Origin of the sequence: Staphylococcus sp. GDB20D11A (genome assembly GCF_016893255.1) — a bacterium.
Lineage (GTDB): Bacteria > Bacillota > Bacilli > Staphylococcales > Staphylococcaceae > Staphylococcus > Staphylococcus aureus.
The window spans coordinates 1-24,600 of record NZ_JAFEPJ010000037.1 but is presented as its reverse complement, the minus strand read 5'-3'; the positions used below and the strand labels follow the sequence as shown (position 1 = coordinate 24,600).

21 protein-coding genes and 6 pseudogenes are annotated in these 24,600 nt (G+C 34.3%); 8 read left to right on the top strand and 19 right to left on the bottom strand.

Annotated elements, in window-relative coordinates; genetic code table 11:
- Positions 1-423: 423 nt before the first annotated feature.
- Together JV528_RS13930 and JV528_RS13925 are read right to left on the bottom strand one after the other, a co-directional pair.
- Positions 424-1,068: an IS3 family transposase gene (locus tag JV528_RS13930; protein WP_169061808.1), complete on the bottom strand. Its 645-nt coding sequence runs from the start codon at positions 1,066-1,068 to the stop codon at positions 424-426.
- 80 nt (positions 1,069-1,148) lie between these two features.
- Entirely contained in the window at positions 1,149-1,409 is a 261-nt protein-coding gene (locus JV528_RS13925) for a transposase (RefSeq protein ID WP_003610944.1), read from the bottom strand.
- A 439-nt stretch (positions 1,410-1,848) separates the two neighbouring features.
- On the opposite strand from JV528_RS13925, the gene JV528_RS13920 reads away from it, so the two are divergent.
- The 6 genes and pseudogenes from JV528_RS13920 to JV528_RS13895 all read left to right on the top strand — a co-directional run bounded on the left by JV528_RS13920 (position 1,849) and on the right by JV528_RS13895 (position 9,805).
- Positions 1,849-2,439: a site-specific integrase gene (locus JV528_RS13920; RefSeq protein WP_204168885.1), complete on the top strand. Its 591-nt coding sequence runs from the start codon at positions 1,849-1,851 to the stop codon at positions 2,437-2,439.
- A gap of 591 nt (positions 2,440-3,030) precedes the next feature.
- Positions 3,031-3,348, top strand: a pseudogene (locus tag JV528_RS13915) (type I restriction-modification system subunit M N-terminal domain-containing protein); the annotation flags it as partial.
- Positions 3,338-3,740, top strand: a pseudogene (locus JV528_RS13910) (type I restriction enzyme endonuclease domain-containing protein); the annotation flags it as partial. The pseudogenes JV528_RS13915 and JV528_RS13910, both read left to right, overlap by 11 nt.
- Before the next feature lie 246 nt (positions 3,741-3,986).
- Positions 3,987-5,501: a class I SAM-dependent DNA methyltransferase gene (locus JV528_RS13905; RefSeq protein ID WP_204170860.1), complete on the top strand. Its 1,515-nt coding sequence runs from the start codon at positions 3,987-3,989 to the stop codon at positions 5,499-5,501.
- Positions 5,491-6,699 (top strand): restriction endonuclease subunit S, encoded by a 1,209-nt coding sequence (locus JV528_RS13900; RefSeq protein ID WP_204254856.1) that lies wholly within the window; start codon positions 5,491-5,493, stop codon positions 6,697-6,699. Before JV528_RS13905 ends, JV528_RS13900 begins: the two co-directional genes overlap by 11 nt.
- On the top strand, positions 6,683-9,805 hold the full coding sequence (locus tag JV528_RS13895; RefSeq protein WP_204170862.1) for a type I restriction endonuclease subunit R: 3,123 nt from the start codon (positions 6,683-6,685) through the stop codon (positions 9,803-9,805). The genes JV528_RS13900 and JV528_RS13895 overlap by 17 nt, the downstream gene beginning before the upstream one ends.
- A gap of 69 nt (positions 9,806-9,874) precedes the next feature.
- Here the strand turns inward: JV528_RS13895 and JV528_RS13890 are convergent, their stop codons facing one another.
- The 17 genes and pseudogenes from JV528_RS13890 to JV528_RS13810 form a co-directional block, all read right to left on the bottom strand.
- A complete protein-coding gene (locus tag JV528_RS13890) occupies positions 9,875-10,096 on the bottom strand; it encodes a hypothetical protein (RefSeq protein WP_031796677.1) in 222 nt (73 codons plus the stop codon).
- 15 nt (positions 10,097-10,111) lie between these two features.
- Positions 10,112-10,593 (bottom strand): annotated as a pseudogene (locus JV528_RS13885) (DUF1643 domain-containing protein).
- Between the two features lie 62 nt (positions 10,594-10,655).
- Positions 10,656-11,183, bottom strand: a complete 528-nt coding sequence (locus JV528_RS14770; RefSeq protein ID WP_224057560.1) for a hypothetical protein — start codon at positions 11,181-11,183, stop codon at positions 10,656-10,658.
- Entirely contained in the window at positions 11,161-11,736 is a 576-nt protein-coding gene (locus tag JV528_RS13875; RefSeq protein WP_031796675.1) for a hypothetical protein, read from the bottom strand. Before JV528_RS13875 ends, JV528_RS14770 begins: the two co-directional genes overlap by 23 nt.
- Before the next feature lie 138 nt (positions 11,737-11,874).
- Positions 11,875-12,369, bottom strand: a complete 495-nt coding sequence (locus JV528_RS13870) for a hypothetical protein (RefSeq protein WP_204168663.1) — start codon at positions 12,367-12,369, stop codon at positions 11,875-11,877.
- A gap of 15 nt (positions 12,370-12,384) precedes the next feature.
- Positions 12,385-12,675, bottom strand: coding sequence for a hypothetical protein (locus JV528_RS13865; protein ID WP_031796673.1), 291 nt, complete (start codon positions 12,673-12,675; stop codon positions 12,385-12,387).
- Positions 12,676-12,731: 56 nt separating this feature from the next.
- Positions 12,732-13,604 carry a WYL domain-containing transcriptional regulator gene (locus JV528_RS13860; protein WP_204168774.1) on the bottom strand — a complete coding sequence of 291 codons (873 nt, stop codon included), beginning with the start codon at positions 13,602-13,604 and terminating at the stop codon, positions 12,732-12,734.
- A 169-nt stretch (positions 13,605-13,773) separates the two neighbouring features.
- Positions 13,774-13,923, bottom strand: a pseudogene (locus tag JV528_RS14765) (JAB domain-containing protein); the annotation flags it as partial.
- Positions 13,924-14,476: 553 nt separating this feature from the next.
- Positions 14,477-16,444 carry an ABC-F type ribosomal protection protein OptrA gene (gene optrA, locus JV528_RS13850; RefSeq protein ID WP_159314661.1) on the bottom strand — a complete coding sequence of 656 codons (1,968 nt, stop codon included), beginning with the start codon at positions 16,442-16,444 and terminating at the stop codon, positions 14,477-14,479.
- A gap of 330 nt (positions 16,445-16,774) precedes the next feature.
- Positions 16,775-17,929 carry a helix-turn-helix domain-containing protein gene (locus JV528_RS13845; protein ID WP_002360186.1) on the bottom strand — a complete coding sequence of 385 codons (1,155 nt, stop codon included), beginning with the start codon at positions 17,927-17,929 and terminating at the stop codon, positions 16,775-16,777.
- 162 nt (positions 17,930-18,091) lie between these two features.
- Complete coding sequence (locus tag JV528_RS13840; RefSeq protein ID WP_159314662.1) at positions 18,092-18,328, bottom strand: hypothetical protein; 237 nt, start codon at positions 18,326-18,328, stop codon at positions 18,092-18,094.
- Between the two features lie 9 nt (positions 18,329-18,337).
- Positions 18,338-19,504 carry a hypothetical protein gene (locus JV528_RS13835; RefSeq protein ID WP_089201991.1) on the bottom strand — a complete coding sequence of 389 codons (1,167 nt, stop codon included), beginning with the start codon at positions 19,502-19,504 and terminating at the stop codon, positions 18,338-18,340.
- A gap of 109 nt (positions 19,505-19,613) precedes the next feature.
- Positions 19,614-21,068 (bottom strand): relaxase/mobilization nuclease domain-containing protein, encoded by a 1,455-nt coding sequence (locus JV528_RS13830; protein WP_198472020.1) that lies wholly within the window; start codon positions 21,066-21,068, stop codon positions 19,614-19,616.
- Positions 21,058-21,387: a plasmid mobilization protein gene (locus JV528_RS13825; protein ID WP_089201990.1), complete on the bottom strand. Its 330-nt coding sequence runs from the start codon at positions 21,385-21,387 to the stop codon at positions 21,058-21,060. Before JV528_RS13825 ends, JV528_RS13830 begins: the two co-directional genes overlap by 11 nt.
- A 4-nt stretch (positions 21,388-21,391) precedes the next feature.
- Positions 21,392-21,919, bottom strand: a complete 528-nt coding sequence (locus JV528_RS13820; protein WP_198052138.1) for a hypothetical protein — start codon at positions 21,917-21,919, stop codon at positions 21,392-21,394.
- Positions 21,920-22,407: 488 nt separating this feature from the next.
- Positions 22,408-23,391 (bottom strand): DUF3991 and TOPRIM domain-containing protein, encoded by a 984-nt coding sequence (locus JV528_RS13815; protein WP_002415362.1) that lies wholly within the window; start codon positions 23,389-23,391, stop codon positions 22,408-22,410.
- Between the two features lie 6 nt (positions 23,392-23,397).
- Positions 23,398-23,616, bottom strand: a pseudogene (locus JV528_RS13810) (JAB domain-containing protein); the annotation flags it as partial.
- 450 nt (positions 23,617-24,066) lie between these two features.
- Here JV528_RS13810 and JV528_RS13805 point away from each other — a divergent pair.
- The gene (locus tag JV528_RS13805; RefSeq protein ID WP_002360221.1) at positions 24,067-24,210 is read left to right on the top strand and encodes a hypothetical protein; all 144 of its coding nucleotides are present in this window, start codon (positions 24,067-24,069) and stop codon (positions 24,208-24,210) included.
- Between the two features lie 253 nt (positions 24,211-24,463).
- Positions 24,464-24,600, top strand: a pseudogene (locus JV528_RS14930) (MFS transporter); the annotation flags it as partial.

Below are 24,600 nucleotides of genomic sequence, written 5' to 3'. Positions count from 1 at the left end.
AGGGGGTTTTTTGCGCACGCTTTTCGAAGAAAATAATACGACTTGAAAAGTGGTGTATAAGTGCGCCCTTTTAAATTTTGAGTGATTATATTTTTTGAGTTAGAAAAAGGGATTGGGAAAATTTCCCAAAATAATTTAAAAAATAAGCAAAAATTTTCGATAGAGAATGTGCTATTTTTTGTCAAAGGGATATACCTTGACTGTGCTTGCTGTTACACGAACTTAATTTTTTTGATATAAGTTTTGGAATTTAAATCACTCTTAGAAGCTCATATTTGCGTTTTAAGACGTTTTAAATATATCTGCGTATATTTTTATGTGTTTTATCTTTTCGTCGGCAAATGCGTTAAAAACAGCGAAATAAAAGAGGTCAAGGGCGAACGTAGTGAGTGTATTTACCCTTGATCTCTTTTTTTGAGTTGTTTAGCTTTTGCTAAGACGACGGAAAGAAACGAATGCAGTTATCAAGTTGCTTTTCAGAGGCAAGGTCAAGCGCTTTGCGCTTGTTGGGTGTGGGCGAATAGCCCACGGTTTTATTATTTGGAAATTTAGTGGGAGCAGGGGGCGAAAAAACATGGGAATTTTTGGAGCGAAAAAACATGGGGGCACTACGACGGATGTTGCGAATTCCTTGGTCATCTCTGGACTTAGTCCGTATGAGACTACGCGACGCTTTTCTGGGTCATAGACGGTTGCCAGATAAACCCACTCACGATTCATCAACTGGATGTACGTAATGTCAGTTGCCAGAACGCCACTCAAATCATCCAACTTCTTCATGAGGTTGGGCTTTTGAGGTGTGTCAGTGGTTGTTGTTGGCTTCTTGTATGACTTCTTGACCATGCGAGATTTGAGATTGAGCTCATTCATGAGTTCCCAAACCAAACGATCACCAACATCAGTCTTCAAAATGAAGCGCAAGAACGCTGCGATACGACGGTAGCCATAGATGCCACGATTGGTGTTATAAACGGCTTTAATTGCCGTTTTCAGAGCAGTACGCCGTGTTTCTCGTTGGCTAGGTTGCCAGTTTTTCCATTGATAATACGTGCTTCGAGCAATGTTCAAAGCCGATAAAACGCTTGTTATGCGGTGTCCCATTGCGAGTGACCGGTCAATGATTTCCAGTCCTAACTCGCGATTTTGCGTTAATTGTACTTCGAAAGCAACACCGCGGCTCGTTTTAAAATCTCAAGTTCTTCGCGAAGTTTGGCGTTTTCCTTTTGTAATGCGTTTACATCAGCTTGCGTCCATTTCTCGCCGTCCACTTCGTGGACTGTGTACAATTTGACCCAGTTACGGATTGAATCGGCCGAAGGCCCGTACTCAGCGGCTAGTTCAGTGTAAGAACGCCCTTGGTTGTGCATCTCGACAAGAGATTGCTTAAATTCTGGTGAATATCGAATCATATAAAAAATGCTCCTCTGCTATTAGTTTACAGGGCAGAGAAAAATCTGTCCGTAAATCTAGCATAAGAGCATAAGCAGTTTCTGATTCAACCTCCTTAAAAATTATTTGCTCAATATTCGAACACACGTTCGAGTAGACGGCTTAATTTTAGCACAGAAAAACAAGAAAACAAATTTTTGTCGGATTATTTTCGAACAAAAAAGATCTTCCAGGAAAATGGGAAGATCAAGTAAGCTATATATTTTTAAGGGCCCATTTTTATATAATCGCCCCTCGAAAAGACTATTAAAACAACCCCTGTTATCTAACTAGTATATAGCAGGGGTTGTTTTTTTGTTAAGTGATATAATAAACCATAAAAGAAGTTTAGAAATACGGTCCTGTTCATCAATAAATAAACAATTTAATTATTTAATTTCAGAAAGGTATATATGAATCATGGCGCAACAAATTGTCCTACCCATCAAAGACTCTAACGTTTTAAAGATGGTACAAGATACACTTCTCGATAGTTTCCGTGCTGGTCGCCGAAATTACACCATTTTTCAAGTTGGTAAGGCCACGCTACTACGTGTGAGTGATGTCATGACATTAAGAAAATCAGATGTCTATAATCCAGACGGCTCTGTCAAAAATACAGCCTTTATTCATGATAAAAAAACCGGTAAAGCAAACACGTTATATTTAAAGCCTGTTCAGCAAGACTTGCTGCAATATCATGATTGGCTGGTACAAGAAAACATTAATTCGGATTGGTTATTTCCCTCAACGGCCCATTCAGACCGTCACATTACTGAGAAGCAGTTTTACAAGATTATGGCACGCGTTGGTGATCTATTAGGCATCAACTATCTAGGTACACATACCATGCGTAAAACAGGTGCTTATCGTGTTTATACACAATCAAACTACAACATTGGCTTAGTCATGCATTTATTGAACCACTCAAGTGAGGCCATGACGCTCACTTATCTTGGCTTGGATCAAGCAAGTCGAGAGACTATGTTAGATCAAATTGATTTTGGTTAAACTCATGCCCTAACCAGACTCAAGCGATACTTTAGTGACTTATCTAGCTAAAATTTGCTAACATTTGTATTAAATATATAAGAGATAAGAGTTGATCATATGCAATTAGTTTACAGGGCAGAAGAAAATCTGTCCGTAAATCTAGCATAAGAGCACTATTCTTTTAGATAGCGATGTGGGGATTGACGATGACACTTAGTTCTCGTCCCCTGTTCTTCGGGGTAGTTATCGATCCGATGCTTCACTAAATAGCATAACCATTAGGGGTCAATTATTATTTTAGCTGTCAAAAAATGTGACAACTAACGATACACTACTATATAGAATGTCACTTTTTTTGACAAATATTATAATGATTTCCCTTATATTAAAAGTATACTACATTTGATACGTTAATAATTAATCATATATAAAACTTAATATAAATTTAACTTTTCTTCCTTTTTAATTTGAAATAAGGGATAAAATTAGTGACTACTGTTCAGGAAAGTAAAAATATACTTCTATATTAAAATAATAAAAAAGCCATACACAATAAGTATTTATTTTTTGATATATTTAAACTAATAGTAATCTAAAGAGGTATTATTAATGACAACAATAGGTTTTGAAGAAAAATTATGGCAAGCTGCCGATAAATTAAGAGAAAGCATGGATACTGCTGAGTATAAAAATGTAGCATTAGGTTTAAACTTTTTAAAATATGTATCAGATTCTTTTGAAGAAAAGCATGAAGAATTGAAGCAAGATCTTTATGCTGACGAAGAGGATAAAGATGAATATTTAGCAGAAAACATTTTCTGGGTGCCAAAAGAAGCAAGATGGCAATATATTAATGACAATGCGAAAAAAACAGAATTTGGACAAATTATTGATAAAGCCATGATTGCGATTGAAAATGAAAACGAACGCGACATTATCTAAGCGTTTCTCTGAAATGTTAGGAAACTCGATTAATAAATATAATAGCCGTTCCATTGAAACATCTAAAGTGATTGAAGAACTTATTCAACTCGCTAAAGATATCAAACAAGAACAACAACGAGGAAATGAATTAGGTCTGAATTCAGATGAGATTGCATTTTACGATGCTTTAGTTTCACATGAAACAGCGAAAAAAGCGATGGAAGATAAAGAACTACGTGCTATTGCTCATGAGCTTACTAAAACAGTGAAAGAAAACATGGGTGTTGATTGGTCTAAACGTGATAGCGCAAAAGCTAAAATGCGCGTAGCTGTTAGACGATTGCTTAAAAAATATGGCTGTAGAACAAGCAGAGCTTATGGCAAGTAATCAATAAAAAATAAACTATAAGTAGCTAGTTACTTTAACCCCTTCTACATTAATATAGTTATTTAAACCATAAACACTCAGTTTTTTTGTACAATTACCTATATAATAATCTACACTCTTATATTTAGCTATTTAATTATACCTACATAATATATTAAACAATATTTTTTGTATAGAAATCTCCAAAAAACCCCACATAATATCTAAATATTTGCTATATTTGTGTAAAGGATAATATAGAGGTGGAATATAAATGGCGACAATTGGATTTGAAGAAAAGTTATGGCAAGCGGCAGATAAATTACGGGGAAGCATGGATGCAGCAGAATATAAAAATGTAGCATTAGGCATTATATTTTTGAAATATGTTTCTGATTCTTTTGAGGAAAAGTATGAAGAATTATTGAATGATGAATACGCTGATGAAGAAGATAAAGACGAATACTTAGCAGAGAATATTTTCTGGGTTCCTAAAGAAGCACGTTGGCAATATATTAACGATAATTCTAAAAAACCAGAAATTGGTCAAATTATTGATAAAGCAATGATAGCAATTGAAAAAGAAAATGAATCATTAAAAGGCGTGTTACCTAAAGATTACGCAAGACCTGCATTAGATAAAGAAAAATTAGGCGATATTATTGACTTATTTACTTTCAAAGTCGGAGACTCTGAAAGTAAAAAGCAAGATATCTTGGGTCGTGTGTATGAATACTTTATCGCAAAATTCGCAAGTGCTGAGGGTAAGAATGCTGGGGAATTCTATACGCCAGCTTCAATCGTTAAATTACTTGTTGAAATGATTGAACCTTATCAAGGTAGAATTTATGACCCTTGTTGTGGTTCGGGTGGTATGTTTGTACAAAGTGAGCATTTTATTGAACGCCATCAAGGTCGTATAGGTGATATTGCTGTTTATGGTCAAGAATCTAATCCAACTACTTGGAAATTAGCAAAAATGAATTTGGCTATTCGAGGCATAGATAGTGATTTAGGGGATCATCATGCAGACACATTTCATAATGATTTACATAAAGACTTGAAAGCTGATTTTATATTGGCTAATCCGCCATTCAATGCAAGTGATTGGGGACAAGAAAAATTATTAGATGATTACCGCTGGAAATTTGGTATTCCTCCAAAAGGTAATGCCAACTATGCATGGATTGAACATATGATTTCTAAACTTGCCCCAAGTGGTACAGCAGGATTTGTTTTAGCGAATGGTTCAATGTCTACAAGTGGTAAAGATGAATTAGAAATACGTAAAACCTTAATTGAACAAGACTTAGTTGAATGTATTGTCACATTACCAGGGCAACTATTCTATTCAACTCAAATTCCAGTATGTTTGTGGTTCGTGACAAAAAATAAAGATAAAAACGGTAAGAATGAACGACGTGGAGAAGTACTATTTATAGATGCTAGAAATATCGGAAGTATGGTATCAAGAACATTAAAAGAGTTCTCAGATGAAGAAATAAAAGATATAGCAAATGTCTATCATTCATGGCGTGGAACAAACGAAAATCAATATGAAGACAAAGCAGGTTTCTGTAAAGTAGCAAAGACAGAAGAAATAAAAGATAACGAATATATCTTAACACCAGGACGTTATGTAGGCTTAGCAGAAGTAGAAGAAGATTCCGAACCATTTGAACAGAAAATGGAAAGAATCACAGCAGATTTAAGTGAACAATTTGCTAAATCAAAAGAACTCGAGGACCAAATCCGTAAATCATTGGAGGGTTTAGGCTATGGAGTATAACAAGTGTGAATTGCAAGAAATAGCATCGATGAAGTATGGTAAGATGCCGAAAAAAGATAAAATAGTCGATAAAGGCTATCCAATTTATTCAGGTTATAAAATCACCGGTTTCTATGAAGAATATATGTATGATGATGAAATGATTATAGTAGTAGCTAGAGGTGTAGGTGGCACCGGCGACGTAAAATTATCTCCGCCTAAATCATACATTACAAATTTAAGTATTATATTAGATACTAACGAAAATCTTGTAGACAAGAAATATCTTCAGTTGCTATTACATTCTATGAAGTTAAAATATCTAGATAGTGGTTCAGCACAGTCTCAGATAACTATTAATGATTTAAAAAGATTAAAAATTTGTCTACCTAATATTAAACATCAGAAAAAATTATCTTCTTTTATTAAATTAATAAATAGAAAAATTGAAATAAACCAAAATATCATAGCAAATCTTGAAGAACTTTCAAAAACATTATTCAAACGATGGTTTGTTGATTTTGAGTTTCCTGATGAAAATGGAAATCCATACAAATCAAGCGGCGGAGAGATGGTTGATAGTGAATTAGGGAAGATACCAAAAGGATGGGAATGTGTATATTTAAAAGACATAGTACATCACAAAAAAGATACATTTAACCCTAAAAAAAGTAATGAATCAGAGGTGAAACATTTCAGTTTACCAGCATTTGATAGTGGACAGTATCCTACCATTGATAATGTAACTGATATTAAAAGTAACAAGTGGATAATAGATGAGAATTGTATTTTGTTTTCTAAGATGAACCCCACAACTAGAAGAATATGGGTAACTTCATATAACGAAAATTTTCTAAACGTTGCTTCATCAGAATTTGTAGTTCTTAAAAGCGATAATAGTTATAGAAATGCTTTTATTTATAACATATGTATTTCTGACAAATTTAATGAATATTTGGTTTCAAATACTACTGGTTCAACTAATAGTAGGCAAAGAGTTAAGCCAGATATAGCAGTCCAATACAGGTTTGCATATAATGAAGAAGTTTCATATTTATTAAGTGAAAAAATTGAACCATATATTGAAAAAATTAAAATAATTAGAGAACAAAACCAAAATTTAACCCAAATCCGTGACACATTACTACCAAAATTAATGTCAGGTGAAATTGAGATACCTGATGACATCGAGGTGAATGAAGATGAGCTTTCAATTTAGTGAAGATGATTTAGAACAGGTGGCATTGAAGTGGTTTGAGGGCCTTGGCTATTCTGTCAAAAATGGTCGAGATAGTAGTGAAAATGGAATTATGAATGAACGGGAGAGCGACAAAGATGTTGTGCTTGATGATCGTTTAGAAGCAGCTTTAAGACGTATTAATCCTGAACTAAATAATAGTGCTATTGAACAGGCTATACGTGAAATTTCTATTGAGAAGTCTCCTAGTTTATTAGAGAATAACCGTTCTTTCCATGAAATGATTACAAATGGTATTGAGGTTGAACATTATAATGATGACGGTGAGACGATTAATGATTTGGTATATGTATTCGACTTTGATAACCCGGGAAATAATGATTTCTTAGCGGTTAATCAATTAACTGTGGTGAATGGAGACTATAAAAAGCGACCTGATATTGTGTTATTCATAAATGGATTACCGGTAGTGGTCATTGAACTGAAAAATTCTACAAATGAATCTGTTGGTATTGAAGACGGATACCATCAGTTAGAAACTTATAAAATGAGAATTCCACAATTATTTAATCATAATGCAGTATTAGTAACGAGTGATGGTGTTAATACAAAAGCAGGTTCTTTAACTGCTGATTATGACCGTTTTATGAGTTGGCGTACCAAAGATGGAAAAACTGAAGATTTATCAATATTTCGTAGTTTAGATATATTAATTCACGGTATGTTAAATAAAGAAGTACTATTAGATTTAATACGTCATTTTGTTTTGTTCCAAGATGACGGTAAAGGACATATAGTTAAAATATTAGCTGCATACCACCAATACTATGCAGTGAATAAAGCTGTTGATCGTGCTATGGAAGCAACATCTGAACATGGAGATGGCAAGGGTGGCGTTATTTGGCACACACAAGGTTCTGGTAAGAGTTTGACAATGGTCTTCTTCTCAGGAAAGTTAATTCAAAAATTAAATAATCCAACATTAGTGGTTGTAACAGACCGTAATGACTTAGACAATCAATTGTATGGTACTTTTGTAAAGTCCAAAGGACGCTCAGGTAAAGGATTATTAAGACAGACACCTAAACAAGCTGAATCACGAAAAGAATTAAAAGAACTATTATCAGTAGAATCAGGTGGTATCGTATTTACAACTATGCAGAAATTCGAACCTGAAGAAGGACAAGCGACAATGGATGCTTTAACAGAACGTAAAAATGTAGTTGTTATGGCAGACGAAGCACACCGCACACAATATGGTTTCAAAGCAACTTACGATGAAAAAGGTGAAGGTATTAAATATGGTTATGCAAAATATTTAAGAGATGCTTTACCTAACGCTTCATTTGTTGGCTTTACTGGAACACCTGTATCTTCAACAGATAAAAATACACAAATGGTATTTGGTAATTATATTGATGTATATGATATGACTCAGGCTGTTGAAGATGGAAGTACGGTTAAAATTTATTATGAAAGTCGTATTATCCCATTAAATTTACCAAGCGATTTAGATATTGATGAAGCATATGATGTCATTACTTCTGGCCAAGAAGAAGATACTAAATCTCGATTGAAATCTAAATGGTCACGTATAGAAGCACTATCTGGTGCAGAGCAACGTATACATGCTTTAGCGACTGATATCATTAATCACTTTGAAACAAGACAGAAGGCAATGAAGGGTAAGGGTATGATTGTCACAATGAGTCGTCGTATTGCCGTTGATTTATATGATGAAATTGTAAGACTTAAACCCGAATGGCATTCAGATGATGATGACAAAGGTGTTATCAAAGTCGTTATGACAGGTTCATCTAGCGATCCGCAAAACTTCCAAAAACATATAGGTCCGAAAAAGCGAAGAAACCTTTTAGAGAATCGTATGAAAGACGTTAATGATGAATTACAACTCGTAATTGTGCGAGACATGTGGTTAACAGGATTTGATGTACCTTCAATGCATACAATGTACATAGATAAACCGATGAAAGGTCACAACTTAATGCAAGCTATTGCACGTGTTAATAGAGTATTTAAAGATAAACCAGGCGGATTAATTGTTGACTATGTAGGTATCGCTGAAAGCCTGAAGGAAGCATTAAAAGAATACACTGATTCTGATAGAGAACAAACGGGCATAGATACCGATAAAGCACTTGAAGTTATGCTAATGAAATACGATATCATTCAAGATATGCTGTATAATCACGACTATTCTGATTTTGAGTCAGAAGATCAATTAAATCGCTATAATGCTATTTCAAATACGATGGATTATATCATTGGTTTAGGTGAGAAAGAAAGAGAGCGATTTATAAAAACTGTGACAGAGCTTTCTAAGGCATTTGCATTATGTGCAACAGAGGAAGCAGCACAAGAACTTAATAGCGAAATTGCGTTTTTAAAAGCAGTAAAATCTGGACTTGTTAAATTATTAGCTCCACCTACTGATGCAAGTGAGCGTAAAAAGACATCTGCTGAAATAGAAGCAGAAATCAATCAATTGATTTCAAAGTCAGTTGTAACTGAAGAAGTTGTAGATATTTATCAAACACTCGGAATTGAAAACCCAGATATCTCAATATTGTCAGATGATTTCTTAAAAGATGTAGAAGGACTACAGCAAAAAAATGTTGCAGTTGAGTTGTTAAACAAATTACTTAAAGGACAAGTTAAGTCATTAATGAAAACAAACGCTACAGTATCTAAAAGATTTTCTGAGATGCTAAGTAAATCAATACAAAAATACAATAACCGTTCTATTGAAGCTTCAAAAGTCATAGAAGAATTGATTCAAATGGCGAAAGAAATAAATCAAGAAAAACAAAGAGGAAAAGACTTAGGTCTAAGCACGGAGGAAATTGCTTTTTATGATGCATTAGCCTCTCATGAAACTGCAAAAGAAGCAATGGGGGATAAAGAATTAAGGGCTATTGCACATGAATTAACTAAAACCGTTAAGGATAACATGAGTGTGGATTGGTCTAAACGTGATAGTGCCAAAGCTAAAATGCGTGTAGCTGTTAGACGATTGCTTAAGAAATATGGCTATCCGCCAGATTTACAAAAAATGGCTGTAGAGCAGGTCGTAGAACAAGCAGAACTTATGGCGAGTAATCAATAAAAAAATAAACTAAAAGAGCATCCCTCACCGCAAAGTGAAGGATGCTCTATTTTTATTGAAATATACATTTCATTTTGTTAAATAGCGATTAATAATATTTTGAAAATCATTGTTAAGTACCGTTGTTATAGAGTCATCATTCATAAAATCATCATAGATTTTATCAAGTATTTCCTCGTCCTCGATCGCTGCGAAATGATATACTAAACCTTTTACTATTGATACATAATTTTGTGATGCTAAACAACTAGCAATCGTTTTCCAATCTGACTGCGTGGTGTTATCGTTCATAGATAATCCTCCTTTTTATTTTAATGTCCATTTTTGACGTGCTTTAGGATTGAGAGGATGCATGATTTCATTCGTTGCTGGATTAATGAGCTTTTTGATTTTCTTTTTATGAGGTTTTAAGATTTTCATTACTTGTGTAACACGTTCTACAACAACTGGCCGCTTCGCATAAGCTCCATAAGCTAGAATCACTGTTTCACTCTCACTAATTGCTTTCATCAAATGGATGTCTGTATGCTTATCATAGGGTTCTTTGATATGTTTAAGGTTCTCAGGGGTTTTGATATTAGAGAATAAATTTACAGGGTATACATCGCCATATTGTTCAGAATTCGCTAATTGATCGAGAATAAGAACAGTTGTGAGATCAAGTGATAATACACCATCTAATTGAGGATACATCGTTATTATTGTACAAACAGGCTTCTTTTCATCTCATATCTTTTTGAGTAAAGAATTTGATTATCGTGACTAAATATTTCTTCAGTTAGTAAAATGACATAATAAGAAAGGTCTACATCATCCTAATGTACGATGTAGACCTTATTAATCCACTTGTTTATAAATTAATTTTAGTTTCGTGATCCATAGCTGTTTTAGGTCCATTCCAAATTTGAACTGTTCCATCATCTTTAACTACTATGGTATTAGCGCCAGCCCCTGATTTATTATTTGCATTAATTGTCCATTCTGAACCATTGTATTCCGGTTCTTGGAATTTTAATAAGTCTGCATCTCCTACTTCGTTTACAGCTGCAATAGCATAATCAAAAACATTATCTCTAGTTACCTGTTGGTCATCACTTGTATCTTCTTCTGTTGTAGATTGCTCTTGACTATTATTTTGACTTTCATTCGATTGATTCTCATTATTAGATATTTCACTAATATTTTGTGAATTATTGTCGTCATATTCTTTTTGCTGAGCTTGTAATTTATTTTTTTCTAACTCTACTTCCTGATATTTGTTGTATCCAAAAAATCCAACAGCTGCTAATATGCCAATGATGGCAATTACTGTTATTGTACTTAATAATTTTTTCATGATTTCTTCATCCTTAAATTTAATAATTGCCGCCTTGACCATTGGCGCGTGCTTCAACTTGTCCTCTTAAATAACCAATATAATCTCCAGAACCTTCAGCTCTACTATCAACAGCGGCAGCTTCCTCTTCACTCATGCCTTCTTTATATGCATCTAAGAATTCATCATCAGACATGTTTTTAGCATCTTCTGCTGTATATTTAGGTTGATTGTCTTCGTTTTTCTCATCATTCGTATCAATGCCTTTGGTAGCTACTTGGAATTTACCTTCTTTTTCTAGTTTCTCTAGTTCAGGTGTCATTTCATCTCTAGTAATAACTCCATCACCATTTGCATCATTTTTCATAATGTTATTTGGGTCATCTGAATTGTCTATATTTTGTTCATTTGTAGATGTTATTTGTTCTTGATTTGTATTAGTTTGATTATCTTTATTCTTTTCTTTTTTATTTGTAGTACTTTGCTTTTTGTCAGCTAATTTAGACTCTTCTTTTTTAAGTTCTAAATCTTTATAACTCCCATATGCAAATACAACTGTAACTCCCAATACTGCAACTAATAAAATAACGCCTAAACTGGCGAAAACTTTCTTCACATCATTATCCCCATTCTATATTTATTTTAATTTTATATTAATCTATTTTGCTACGCTTTTCTATATTTATTGTTAAAATAATTTAAAAAAAGAACACATTTTGAAATCAATGCGCTTTTAAAAATAGTAACTTCTGTATTATGCTTTAATTTCTACAGGTTCACCAAAGTAATTTTCTATAATTCTTGCTATTTCTTTACCTAGTGGTCCTTTTATTGTGAATGTTCTTTTGAAATAAGAACCTATAATACCTAGACCTGCTGCGGCAAGTAGTAGACTACCTCCAGACATAGCAGTTAATCCTATTAAGGTTCCTAATGCAGCTTTACCCATTTGTTTAAAAGGTTTTTTATCAAAAATAACTGTTAAGCCTATGACATTAGGTGTCTTTCTTTTTCCAATAATAATTAAGTAATTACTTTTATGACTCTTAAAATGATACGTTGTTATTTGCGCATTATCTGTAAATACTTTTAATAGTTCGCGTTCGTGGCTACTCGATTTTTCTAGAATTTCATCCTCTTTAAGGACTTCAATATCCTTACTGAATGTATATTTTTTATTTAAAGCAAGTGTTTTCAATTCATTTTCAAAATCGTTTAAAGATTTCGCTTCATAATATACAAATTCCATTTATTTCACTCCCTGTTATTTTTCCCATTTGTTCGTTTCGTGATTATAAGTGAATCCTCTCTCTTGTAATAAGGATTTAGCTGCAATATAAGTATCGTAATCACCATCATCTTTCTTCTGTATATCATATATTTCCATTAAGTCTTGGTTTGAACTATCACTTAAAGCGTCTCTCATCAAACCTCTATCGCCTGTTGTTTCCCAAATCGCACCGATGGCTGCGCCAACGGTCGCAACTGAATAATATGCTGCTGCACCGACACCTTTCCCAATGCCTTTGCCTATCGTTTTTATGATGTTACTCATGATTACCATTCCTTTCATTATTATTAATATTATTTGTAAAGCATTGTCTGCTTTGTTTACTCTTGAATCTGTTGTTTTAAATAAGTTGATTGTAATAAAAGTAATTCATCAATCACTTGCTCTCTTAAATCAGGGGGTGAAATGATACGTATATTGGATCGATACATAAAACAGAGTTGAATCGCTTCGAGTTTTGTCATTTTGAAAGTGACAATAAGATAATGCGTATCATATTTTTCTATTACATGAATTTGATAATATCGATGCATTTTTAACCACACATCTTTAGAAATTTCAAACGTGATATAGGTTTGTAACTTTAATTTTTCATGTGTATCTACAGATTTTTCAGACAAACTCAGATTTATTTGATTAATATCATCGATATAAATTTCATCGTCCATTCGATATACTAAGTGAAAAGCATGCATTTGATAGTACATCGATAAAGGTAATAATAATTTTTGATTGTATTGAAGATATTTATTTTCGTTCATTGCTTGAACAGCTAATGATGATGACGAAATACCTGCTTGATTTTTATCAATTTCAAAGCGGTTAAGATTTTTTAATAATGTAGTTCGATGACCTGAATGATGTCTGATGATTAATGATTTAAGATATTGATAAAAGTAATGACTTAATTTGGGTGTAGTTAGGTACAAAGCAGTCAAAATATCATACATAAAATACATATTTTCATCTTTATCTTGTTCGAGCTTATAACTTTCTGACTTATAATCGTACGTAATTTCTTTGGTTGTACTGATCCATGATTTACTTTCATATAAAAAATTTCTGATATCGTCGATATCTCTTTGTATCGTCCGAGAGCTTGTCTCAAGTTCTAATGTAAGTGATTGTTTGTTGACAGATTTATTTTGTAGTAACCGATGGTATATTGTTAATATTCGAAATGCACGATCCAATATGTCACCTCCTTTAAGTTATATATTACAAAATAGGATTGTCACAATAAGTCAATTCTCCGTATATTTAATAAAAGTTGTGAAAAATATTTTTTAGATGAAGACATTGATATAAAGGGATTTTATAAATATTGGAAAGTGACGAAATAATGGTAGTGACAAAATACGGCTATACCTCTACCTTTAAATCATGTTGTCTAATGGAATAGGTGTTACTATCGGAGAAAATAATATGGTCATAAAATAAAATGCCCATCATTTCACTGATGAGCATTAACCGTTCGGTTACATTGATATCTTCAGGAGAGGGCGTAGCATTTTATCAAGAGTAAATTACAAAAGAATCATTTAAATCAATACTTTCACTTTGAATACATGTATTTGAAGTGGAAGGTACTTATTTCAAAAATAGTAAAACCTGTATCTTAAATTACTTAATAGTAACATAAGATACAGGCTGATTTTTTATTCATTGTTATTTATACTAAAGCACCCGATAGCTCTGAAAACAATCACAAATTCAACTTTTCAAAGCCACAGCTTTAAGTTATTTTGTCCAGACAACCCCCATTGCCCAACCCATTTTATGGAATTGGCATCCAGGCAACAACTTTTCATATAAATCGTAATAATTTTGTTCAGCTGGAAGAACAACTTCTGGCAGCATAACAATCAAAGGAAATTTAGTGAGTTTATACGACTACACTTTTCTTGACAATTCCAAAGTATAGATAATAAAAACCGCTATGCGGCAAACTCAAAAGGTCTTCACATAGCGATTATATCTAATAAAAATTCATTAATTTTTTTACATTTTCAACAACCAGAATGTATCATTAACACTTTTACATCCTTATTGCATAACTCAAAAATTACATAACTTCCAATTCTCTCATCAACTGTTCCCATTCATTAAAATAATTACCCTGACACCTTTTAACATCATCAATTGATTTTTGTATTTCCGTCAGTACCATATAATCAGAAGAATTGTTTGGTTCAGAAATGATTTTATTCAATCTTTCTAATTCTTCATCATATTGATTTATTAACACTTCAAGCTTTTCAATTCGTTTCTCCTTCTTAACCTTCTCCTTCTCAATGGAGTTACGATCGCCTTTTACTGTGTTATTTTTCTCTACTTTCTGCTCAACTTTAATGTTATTAAATGGCTTTTCAGAATTCATCCTTTTTTTCTCGTACTCACCATAAGTAGATTGTACAAACTCTACACCATCCTTATCAAAAACAAGTAATCTGTCAGCAATCTTATTAGTAAAATATCTATCATGTGACACAAAAATAATTGTACCTTGATAACTGCATAAGATATTCTCTAAATTCTCTTTTCCAATAATATCCATGTGGTTTGTCGGTTCATCTAAGATTAAAACATTAGTACGTTTATATAATAATTTACATAATGTCAATCTAACCTTTTCTCCACCTGACAAAGAGGACACCGGTCTAAAAACATCATCTCCACTAAACTGAAATGAGCCAAGAGCAGTTCTGACCTCTGTGTCATTTAGCTCAGGGTATTCGCTTTGAAAAATTTCGAATAGTGTATCATCTCCACTGATTTGAGCAAGCTGTTGGTCAAAATAGCTAATTTCAACATTGTATCCGAATTTAAAATCTCCAGACAATGCTGCCACACCATCCATAAGTGTTTTAAGCAACGTGGATTTACCAATACCATTACTCCCAACAATTCCAAGCTTCTGTCCCCTTTCAAGGTTGAAATTAACCTTTGCAAGAGGAGTATCATAGCCTATCACAAGTTCTGAAGCACTTAATACTTGCCTTGAACTACTGATTCTCGGTTGAAATTTAGACATATAAGTTTTTGTATCGTATTGGTCTGGTGCATTTAATATTTGCATACGCTGTAATAATTTAATTTTAGATTGCACCATTTTAGCTTTCGTAGGTTTATAACGAAAACGTTCAATCAAGCGTGTAATCCTTTCAATTTCTATCTGTTGCAAATCGTAATCTTTTTGCTGTTTGATATGATTTTCTCGTTTTTGCTCCTCAAAGGCTGAATAATTACCTTTATAACATTTGGTCTCTCCCCATTCGATTTCATAAACCTTATTCACAATTCGATTAAGAAACATTCTATCATGGGAAATAATAACCAATGTAGATTTATAACTTCTCAAATAACTCTCCAACCATTGTATTGTTTCTATATCAAGGTGGTTAGTAGGTTCATCAAGTAATAGAATGTCTGGCTTTGTTAAAAGTATTTTTATAAAAGCTATCTTAGTTCGCTGACCACCTGAAAATTCAGAAATGGGTTTTTTATCATCTGCTTCAGTAAAACCCATACTACGAATCATCGTTTCATATTCTTTTTGGTAGGTTAGACCTCCAAGAGCCATATACCTTTCACTGATATCAGAGTATTCATTGATGATTTTATCATCATATTGATTCTCCATTTTATCTATCAGCTGTTTCATCTTGTTTTCCATATCAATAAGCGTCTTAAATACCGTACGGACTTCATCCACCATTGATATACTTTCATCTTCAAAAGGCATCTGTCTTAAATAGCTAATATAAGGGTTACCGGTCTTTATTACTTGAAATTCACTTTCACCAGTTCCTTCTTCTAATTCAATTTCGCCTATAATAGCTTTTAGCAAGGTTGTTTTTCCACATCCATTTCTACCAACAATAGCAATCTTTTCATTATCATTGATTTCAATACCGATGTTTTCCAACACCATATTACCATCATAGTAAACGGCACCATTAATTATTTTGTATTGCATTTTCATATCCTCCTTTGCGTAAGTACTAGCAATTGCAAAGGTGGCTTCGGACAATAATTATTCCACTCCATGTAAAGCTTGTCACAGCCACCTATACATGAAGTTCTTTAAATGTTACTTTAGTTGTAGATTTCATTTGCTTCTCCCTCCTATCGTTTCAAATATAATTCAACTTCCCCCTTATTGTACCAAATCGCTAGCGCAATGGCTAACCTAAGTTTTAGCTTACACCTTTTCTGATAAAAACAAAGTAACTGATCCGTTATCTCATCCGACACCAGATTCCGCATATGCCCTGCTGTTCCCGTCAACAGAAACCGCAGCCACACTGGAAAAAGATACAAAAGGATTGCCGCAATTGATTCTTTGCATTAGCCATCAGCTTTACAAATCACTCTTTCTATATTCAAAAGGCGTTTTTCCTGTTTCTTTTTTAAACACGGATGTGAAGTAACTTTGTGAGTTAAATATAAGATATTCACTAATTTCTGATATTGACTGATTCGTATATACCAATAGAAATTTGGCATATGCTATTTTCTCCTTCTTAATGTATGCACCAACAGTCATACCTATATCTATCTTGAATTTACGCATGAAGTGATACTGACTTAGACCAATTTCTGTGCATATTGACTGAATGGTGAGCTGACGGTTGATATTTCTTTTAATCATCCTGACTGCTTTTGCTATGTCTGAAGAGACACCAGATACTCTATAATCTGCAGTACTTAAAGCGAAATGCTCCAAAATACTGTTATACATAGCAACGGACTCTTCTCTTTTTCTCAGAGAACTAAAGCGATTTCCGTAATAGCTACTGATTGCACCTGACATTTCAATAGGAAGACCGCCAGCAATAGCATAGTACATCGATAGATACAGACAGAATGTCAGCATGGATTTTGTTGATTGTTCATTATTACAAAATTCAAAAAGTGCATTAAGGTAATCTTGATCCCGGTTCAGCTGTTTAAGTGTAGTTATATCACCATTTTGGACAAGCTCAAGTCTTGTTCGTAAGTCCTGATAACTTTGTTCAATCGTCCGCTTTGAAAGCTCAGACGTTTGTAGTCCCATGATATCAGTCGAAAAAAATTGTACCAGTTTATTCACTAAACTCTCAATAGAAAAAGATAAATTCTTATCTAATGCAAAGTAATACATCATCACACATATTTCACTAAACTTTCTGATATCGAGCACAGTCCATTCATTGTCATTGCTTCCCTGATAAATCATCAATGGGTTAATGTTCTCTACCATCACTGGACCAATCTGAACGTACATTGCTTTATCATCAGATTCAAATGTGCATCGGACAGCACCAAGAGGATGAACTCCGATTCTGAATCCTGGTAAATCTTCAATCCAATATTGGCTCATATCATAATCAATAGGAAACAAATTCTTGTCAACTTCAATATTACCAAGAGCTATGTTTATATTCTTGTCATCTTTTATTAGAACTGAAATTTTATAGGTTGAGTGAAATACCTGTGCGAGATGGCAGATTTCTTTTATTCTTTCTTTCTTCATAGTTTTGACAACCCTTGTCTGTACCTTTCAAAAGTATTTTATAATATAGTATAACATATTTTGAAAAGGGATATATCGAGATTAAAAAGTGCTAGCGCACCAGTCGGTAGCGTCAGCACTTCTGTTGAAAACTTTAAATAGAATGTGAAGCATTATATCCACTCAGCACGGCGCCACCCAATTTGGCTTCTCCTGAATCATCGCTGAATAGTTCTGAATAATCTGAGCTGACTGTGTTTCATTCTCTGACTGTCGAAGCTCTTCAATCAGTTTGCTTGTTAAGTCCTTATTTGCAGTTTTAAAAGCAAACTGCACTACAAATTCCTTTTGAGATCCTGTAAAACGATGCTTTGCCTCATTCATAACAAACGCTGCCTCTTCTATGATTTCTAAATTCATACATGCCTCCTAATATGCCATGCTGTTTTCCAAAACAGCAATTTCAATAATTTCTTTCATCTTCTCAGCTGCTACATTATTATTAATCAGTTCAACTAACTGTCCTTCTGTAAGACCCTTTTCAATTCCACTCTTAATCTGAATCAGCTGAGCTGGCGCCAGATCACCACTTGCAACTAGCTTTACGATATCCGCTCTGGATTTCTTCTTAAAGCATAGTTTAGATAGTAATGCTATCACTCCATTGGTTTTAGATTCTGATCTGTCCACCTGAACTTTCTGAACCACTCTACCCTGCATATCAACGACCGGCACCTGATAAAAAATTGGTATACCAATTGGTTCTTTTAAAATGGTCTGCTGTGTCATAGCTGCACCTTCTTTCTTGATCTCACCTTGAACGCTTTGTTCCTCTTCCTTCTTTGGTTCTGAAGATGTAACTGTATTCACATTCGTGGCATGAAGCAATTTATCCTCTAAAGTTTCAATGCGATTGCTCATACGATTCATCTCCTTATCCTTAAACTCTATCTGTTCTCGTAATCTAGAAATTGCTGAATTTGCTTGATTCAGTTTGTCCTGCTGATCATTTAACAATTGCTCTTTATCAGCATTCTCTTTCACAAGATTCTCCCTAATCTGTTCATCTGCCTTCGTAGATTCAAATATAGTAAGCTTTTCATTCAAAGCATCGTATCGCTGCTCCTGAACACAGATTTTACTAACAATCTCCTCCATCTTCTTGACAAGTTCCTGCACATATTCTGGTTCTGTAGCCGTCTCTTGCTTTACCATCTGAATCTGTTCTAAAAATTTACTAAAAGCAGTCTTCATAGCAATCGGTGTTTCCTTCCTTGCTACAACCTCTTCAATTGTCTCAATCGGTACACCCTTTTTATAGAATTCAAATGCTATCTGCATCTGAGGTGCAGTTAGTTCTGTTCGTTCTATTAAGGATAAAAACTCTTCCGATTTACCATCACGCAGACATTCCGAATATACCCTCATTTGTCCAATGTTGTAACCAGACTTTAAATACAACTCTGTCTGTTCCTTTGAAAAACCATATTCCAAATCATCCTTAATCAATGCTATAATTTCCTCACCATATCGCTTTCCAGACTTTAGAATGTCAATATGCTTACCGATTTCTGATTTACTAAGTGCTTGTTCCATAAATACCTCCTTCTAAAACTCGACTTTCGTCTCTCCTATGGACATTTGTCAAATGTATTTGCATGCAAGCATGCATTACTTGTCTCATTGTCTACATAAAAATAACAGCCTATCGTTTTGGCTGCTCTTTCCTGTCTTTGTCTATTTCTTTCTCTTTACTGATTTCTTCCTGTTTTGTCTTTTCTGTATTGTCTGAAATCAGATCCTTCCAGATTGACTTTCCAAGATTCAATTCACGAAATACTGCTTTCTCTTTCGCAATTGTAGAAGCTATTTGTTCCTTGTAAAAGCTTCCTAATTTCTCCACCTCCTCTAGAGTATATCCCTCGCTAAGGAGTTGCTCTGACAATAAAGTCCATTGATTGTGTTCATCGATAAAAAAATCATCTCCTTTTTGAAAAGACTCTTCTGCCGGTTTCAATACTTCTAACTCATCCAAAATAGAAAATAAGTTTACACATCTCTGCCGTGCCCGATATACTTTACTCTTTTCAAATGAAGAATCCTTTCTCTTATCCGTCAGATTCTCAATCGTTGCTTCCAAATCGACCACATTGTGAATGTCGTGCCTTGCTAAAAACAGATATTGTTGCTGAAGTTTATGCATCTTTCTTATGTCATTCTTGTATTTCCACACCTGACTATAGGGCTTCTTCTTTAGCTGCCCAGTCCGATATAACCTTGCATAATATCGCTTTTGAAGACCTGACATTCTAGCTCTCCTATATCGCTTTATATAGCACTTCACAATTTGCGGTTTTGCCAATTCCTTCTGCGCCTGATAGAATTCCAAGTCTTCCTTCTTGATTCGCTCCCAAATCTGCTCTTCGGAGTAATTCTCTCCCAGCGACTTACATCGTTTAAACCGTGTCATTCCTGGAGGTTTTACAGCAAGATGCTTTCCCTGCTTTGTTTCATAGCCTTTCTCTTTCAATAAATCCACAAAGTCATCAAAAGAATTTGCCTGAATAATACAAGAATCCAAATCGCGTTTTATCATATCTGCCCAAACAAACTTTCCTTCACGGTATTCGCTCCAGTCCTTATAATTCTCATTTGCCCGTTCTCCCTTTCCTTCTTCAATATCAATGATGGATAGACCATACTCTTCGCATAATCTATTAGTTATGGGCTGAATATCTCTTGCCCAATCCCCTTTTTCATAACGATACTTCTTACCTGAAACAAAGCTGACACTGTTAAAAACGATATGGGAATGCACATGTTCCGTATTATCATGAACCGCATATACAGCTTCATATTCTTTCCCAAGGTATTCCTGAACGAATTTCTGTGTGATTTCCATTGCAGTATCTGGATCGACCTCATTTTCTTTAAAAGAAAGGATCAAATGATATCCCTGCCGCTTATCAATCTTTCCAAATAGTCGTTTCGTTTCTTTCATCTGTTCAAATGCTGTATCTACCTGACAATTGATTGCTCCTACCAGTCTGCCATCCTGTGTTTTCTCTGGTTTTAAAATATACTCCAGTGAACTTTTCAGGTGCTTTCCATGAAAATGTCCTCCACAGTCTTTCATATGAAGGATCTTACTAATTGCCAATCTGCATCACCACCTCATTCACAGCAGAATTCAACTTTCTCATATATGCTACCAATCGACTCTTATCATCCTCCGAATATAGCCCGGAATTATGATTGAAGACAATCTGATTGATATTAATTCCAATCCGATTCACTTCATTAATCAATGTCTTTAAGAGTTTACGAATCTCAGGATAGTCGTTTGGCTTCTGTCGGATTAATAAGCGCACATACTCTGCTTCATTCATCCCAGCTTCCTTTGCTTTTTCTGCCAGAATTTTAGCCTCTTCTGGCATCAAACGCAACGTCTTCTTAATACAATGAATACTATCTGCCATCTCCTCACCTTCCTCTGTTACCTGTTGAATTCTGCTGTATACCTTCAGATACTACACGCACGGCTGTATCAATCTCTTTATGCTGATTCAGGTTCTCTATGAACTCATTCGCAAGCTTAACTGCTAACGCTTCCATTTCTCTTCCAAATCGAGTCATATCAAATAATCTGTCTAATCGCATTTCATCCAATTTCAATTTCTCATATTCTTTTTGATGCTCTGTAAAATCCATGAAATCCTTTGGATTATTACGACCTTCATCTTCCTCAAGAATCTTTTCATAATTCCATTGGCAGACAATATCAATTACCTCATCCATTGAATACACTTCCGTCTCACCTTGAACCTCTGCAATATCTGTTCGATAGAGAGTCCCTTCTTTGTCTTGTCCAATGGTATAATCATGACCTTCCAAATAACCAAGAAGAATCTCTGCATCTTCAACCGAAAAATCAAAAGACAAACCACTTTTCTGTATCCACTGAATCACTTCTTCTGGTTTTGTAAATAATTCAATTTCCTGTTCCATCACTCCCTTGCACCTCCTTATCTGTCTTTGTGAATTCTATCCTTGCTCTAATGTCCCCCGTAAAGTTCCCGGTGTCCACTGCTAGATACGCTTCTAAGCCATCTCTGGCTTTCGAAGCATCTAGTTAGGGGAAAATCCCCTAAACCCCCTTCTATATACGAGTGATAGCACTTTTTGCTATCACTTTTGCCTTGTGAATGCACTTTCTGCTATCACATGGCAATTATGAGTGCACTTTCTGCTATCACTTTTTATATAGACTTTTCCTAACTTTGATTACCTTATAATTGTGATAGCACTTTTTACTATCACTTTTGCTTTGTGAGTGCACTTTCTGCTATCACTGCCTCGTTTTGATGGCACTTTCTGCTATCACTTAAATCCCAAACACTGGACATAAATTTTGAATACAAATCAAAACAATAGACATTGGTTTTTAGGAGAATTCCTGTAGACAAATGTTTTGCATACAAATCCAAACCGTAATCTGCTTATTTTGCATGCATCCCTTTTTCTGAACAGTTCTTTGGAAATTCCAAATCTCGTTTCTTTGCCACTAGCCATTCGTTATAATCTTTAAAACCAATTGGTGGTGGACTATCCTCCACTTCATAACCAAGTCCATAGTATTTCTCACATAATTCCAATGAAGCCTTTCTCCCTGGCTCATCATTATCAAGGCAAAACCGTATGAATGAGATCTGTGGATTCTCTGTTAGAAACATAATCAGTGGAGCATCTGCAAGCATTCCAAGAGCAAGCTTATTTGTTTCAAAATCAGAAAAAATATCCGTATAACTCATAAGATCGATAGCTGCTTCAAATACAATCAGTTCAGAACTTTCTGCATTCGTTACATTAAATCCATAGTTCTTATCATTTCCAGCAACATCGCATTTAAATGAAGAACCTTCCCTATCAAAAACCCCTCTCATACTTGCAAATCTAGTCATTCCGTCTTTGTCATTTCCCTTAAAGACCACATTATGATAATGTCTGCTCTCATAAATCAAATCCTTATCAATAAAATAGTCAATGACCTGATCGCTTAATCCGCGTTCTTCCCTTAGATACGAGTACAAATAAGAATTATCCCTAGCTGGTAATGGTAGTACAAACTCTTTTACCTTTGGTGATTCTGGTTCTACCCGATACATTAATTCTGACATTCTGTTATCTTCCTGCATTCTTTGATAACCCACAAAGTCCAAAAGCCAAAACACTGCTTCTTTCACTTCCATTCCAGCAAAAACTCGAAGGAAATCAATCTGTGAACCACCGTTGCTTCCCTTTTCATACTGCCTTGACCAGCGAAACCAATGACTTTTATCATAAATTCTTACAGAGTCCATTTCCTTCAGCGTGTGATATCTACCCACACGTTTTACTGTATATCCAAGGTTAGTAGCTACTGCTGTTAAATCAACACTCTTTGCAATAGCCAGCTCTTCTTCTGTAAATCTGCCTCCATCCACTCACATTCACCTTACCTTCCCTCGCTCAGCTATCATTGGGGATGGAAAGTCTAGAGTTTTATAGTCGTTCGTCAAAGTAATTCTTGGATTAGATATCAACCCTTTTTCCTTGAAGCTAAAAAACTCTCGATTATCTCCTCCCACAATCACGTGATCAATTAAAGGAATCCCCATCAATTCACATAATTTGTTCATCCTGTCTGTCATCATCGTATCTGCTTTACTTGGTAACGGGTTTTATCAAGAGTAAATTACTAAAAATCCATTAACATCAATGTTTTTACTTTAAGAACATATATTTAACGTGTTAAATCAAATGAAAAAATACAATGTAATTATTAGATGACAATTGATTACGGTCAGAAGAATGTACCACAAATAAAAAAACTAATTCCTTTTTATTTTATCGAGGAATTAAGCTTTTGACCTGCAACAATCACGCCCAATTTCGGAATATCTATAATATGATTTCGATCTTAAATTATCTACTTTAACTGACGCTACCTGCTCGTTAAAGAAGACCTATTTAAAAAAGTTTATACTGCACCTGCCTTTATTATGTAAGTAAAAGTAGTAAAGCTTTAAATTGGTTTTCAAAAAAGTAGGGTTGATTATTTCTTTTTCATCAATTATAATTGTGTTATTATCACAATATGAGAAAGGAGGCAAAAAGTAATGGGAATTGATTTCATTAATGTCGAGTTTAGAAAGCATGTAAAAGTTTCAGGGGATTTAGGTACAACGGGATCAGTATGTCCTTTTTCACAAAAACAAAAAATGGAAACACTACCGGAAAACTTTTTGCCTCCTTTTATATAATGGGCAAAAATTTATGAATCTATTGCATTTGTAAAAATGCATACGAATGATTAGGCACCGGTTGTTAAACTGGTGCCTTTTTTTTGTTTGATCAGTTCAGTTAGTTTGGAGAACCGAATCTTTAATCATGCTGTAGAAATATGGTGAGTTCGTTGATTTGGTTTTACAATATAAATAGATATGAGGTGAGGTTTATGGTGAAAGCAGTGGATTTAGCCTCCTAAAATCACAATATATTTTAGGAGGAAATAAAATGAAAAAGGATAGTAAATCTAAAGAAATGATTCAATCTGAAAAAAGGGGTTCTACTAGGCTTTTAATGATGGTACTCTCCCTATCTGTACTTGTAGGTTCAATTACGGCTGATTCAGTCAATCCCGTACTTCCACT

Coding starts and splice junctions, on each gene's coding strand:
- JV528_RS13925 (WP_003610944.1), bottom strand. CDS start 1,409: ATGATTCGATATTCACCAGAATTTAAGCAATCTCTTGTCGAGATGCAC.
- JV528_RS13920 (WP_204168885.1), top strand. CDS start 1,849: ATGGCGCAACAAATTGTCCTACCCATCAAAGACTCTAACGTTTTAAAG.
- JV528_RS13905 (WP_204170860.1), top strand. CDS start 3,987: ATGGCGACAATTGGATTTGAAGAAAAGTTATGGCAAGCGGCAGATAAA.
- JV528_RS13900 (WP_204254856.1), top strand. CDS start 5,491: ATGGAGTATAACAAGTGTGAATTGCAAGAAATAGCATCGATGAAGTAT.
- JV528_RS13895 (WP_204170862.1), top strand. CDS start 6,683: ATGAGCTTTCAATTTAGTGAAGATGATTTAGAACAGGTGGCATTGAAG.
- JV528_RS13890 (WP_031796677.1), bottom strand. CDS start 10,096: ATGAACGATAACACCACGCAGTCAGATTGGAAAACGATTGCTAGTTGT.
- JV528_RS14770 (WP_224057560.1), bottom strand. CDS start 11,183: ATGGTCAAGGCGGCAATTATTAAATTTAAGGATGAAGAAATCATGAAA.
- JV528_RS13870 (WP_204168663.1), bottom strand. CDS start 12,369: ATGGAATTTGTATATTATGAAGCGAAATCTTTAAACGATTTTGAAAAT.
- JV528_RS13865 (WP_031796673.1), bottom strand. CDS start 12,675: ATGAGTAACATCATAAAAACGATAGGCAAAGGCATTGGGAAAGGTGTC.
- JV528_RS13845 (WP_002360186.1), bottom strand. CDS start 17,929: ATGAAGAAAGAAAGAATAAAAGAAATCTGCCATCTCGCACAGGTATTT.
- JV528_RS13840 (WP_159314662.1), bottom strand. CDS start 18,328: ATGAATTTAGAAATCATAGAAGAGGCAGCGTTTGTTATGAATGAGGCA.
- JV528_RS13835 (WP_089201991.1), bottom strand. CDS start 19,504: ATGGAACAAGCACTTAGTAAATCAGAAATCGGTAAGCATATTGACATT.
- JV528_RS13825 (WP_089201990.1), bottom strand. CDS start 21,387: ATGGCAGATAGTATTCATTGTATTAAGAAGACGTTGCGTTTGATGCCA.
- JV528_RS13805 (WP_002360221.1), top strand. CDS start 24,067: ATGGGAATTGATTTCATTAATGTCGAGTTTAGAAAGCATGTAAAAGTT.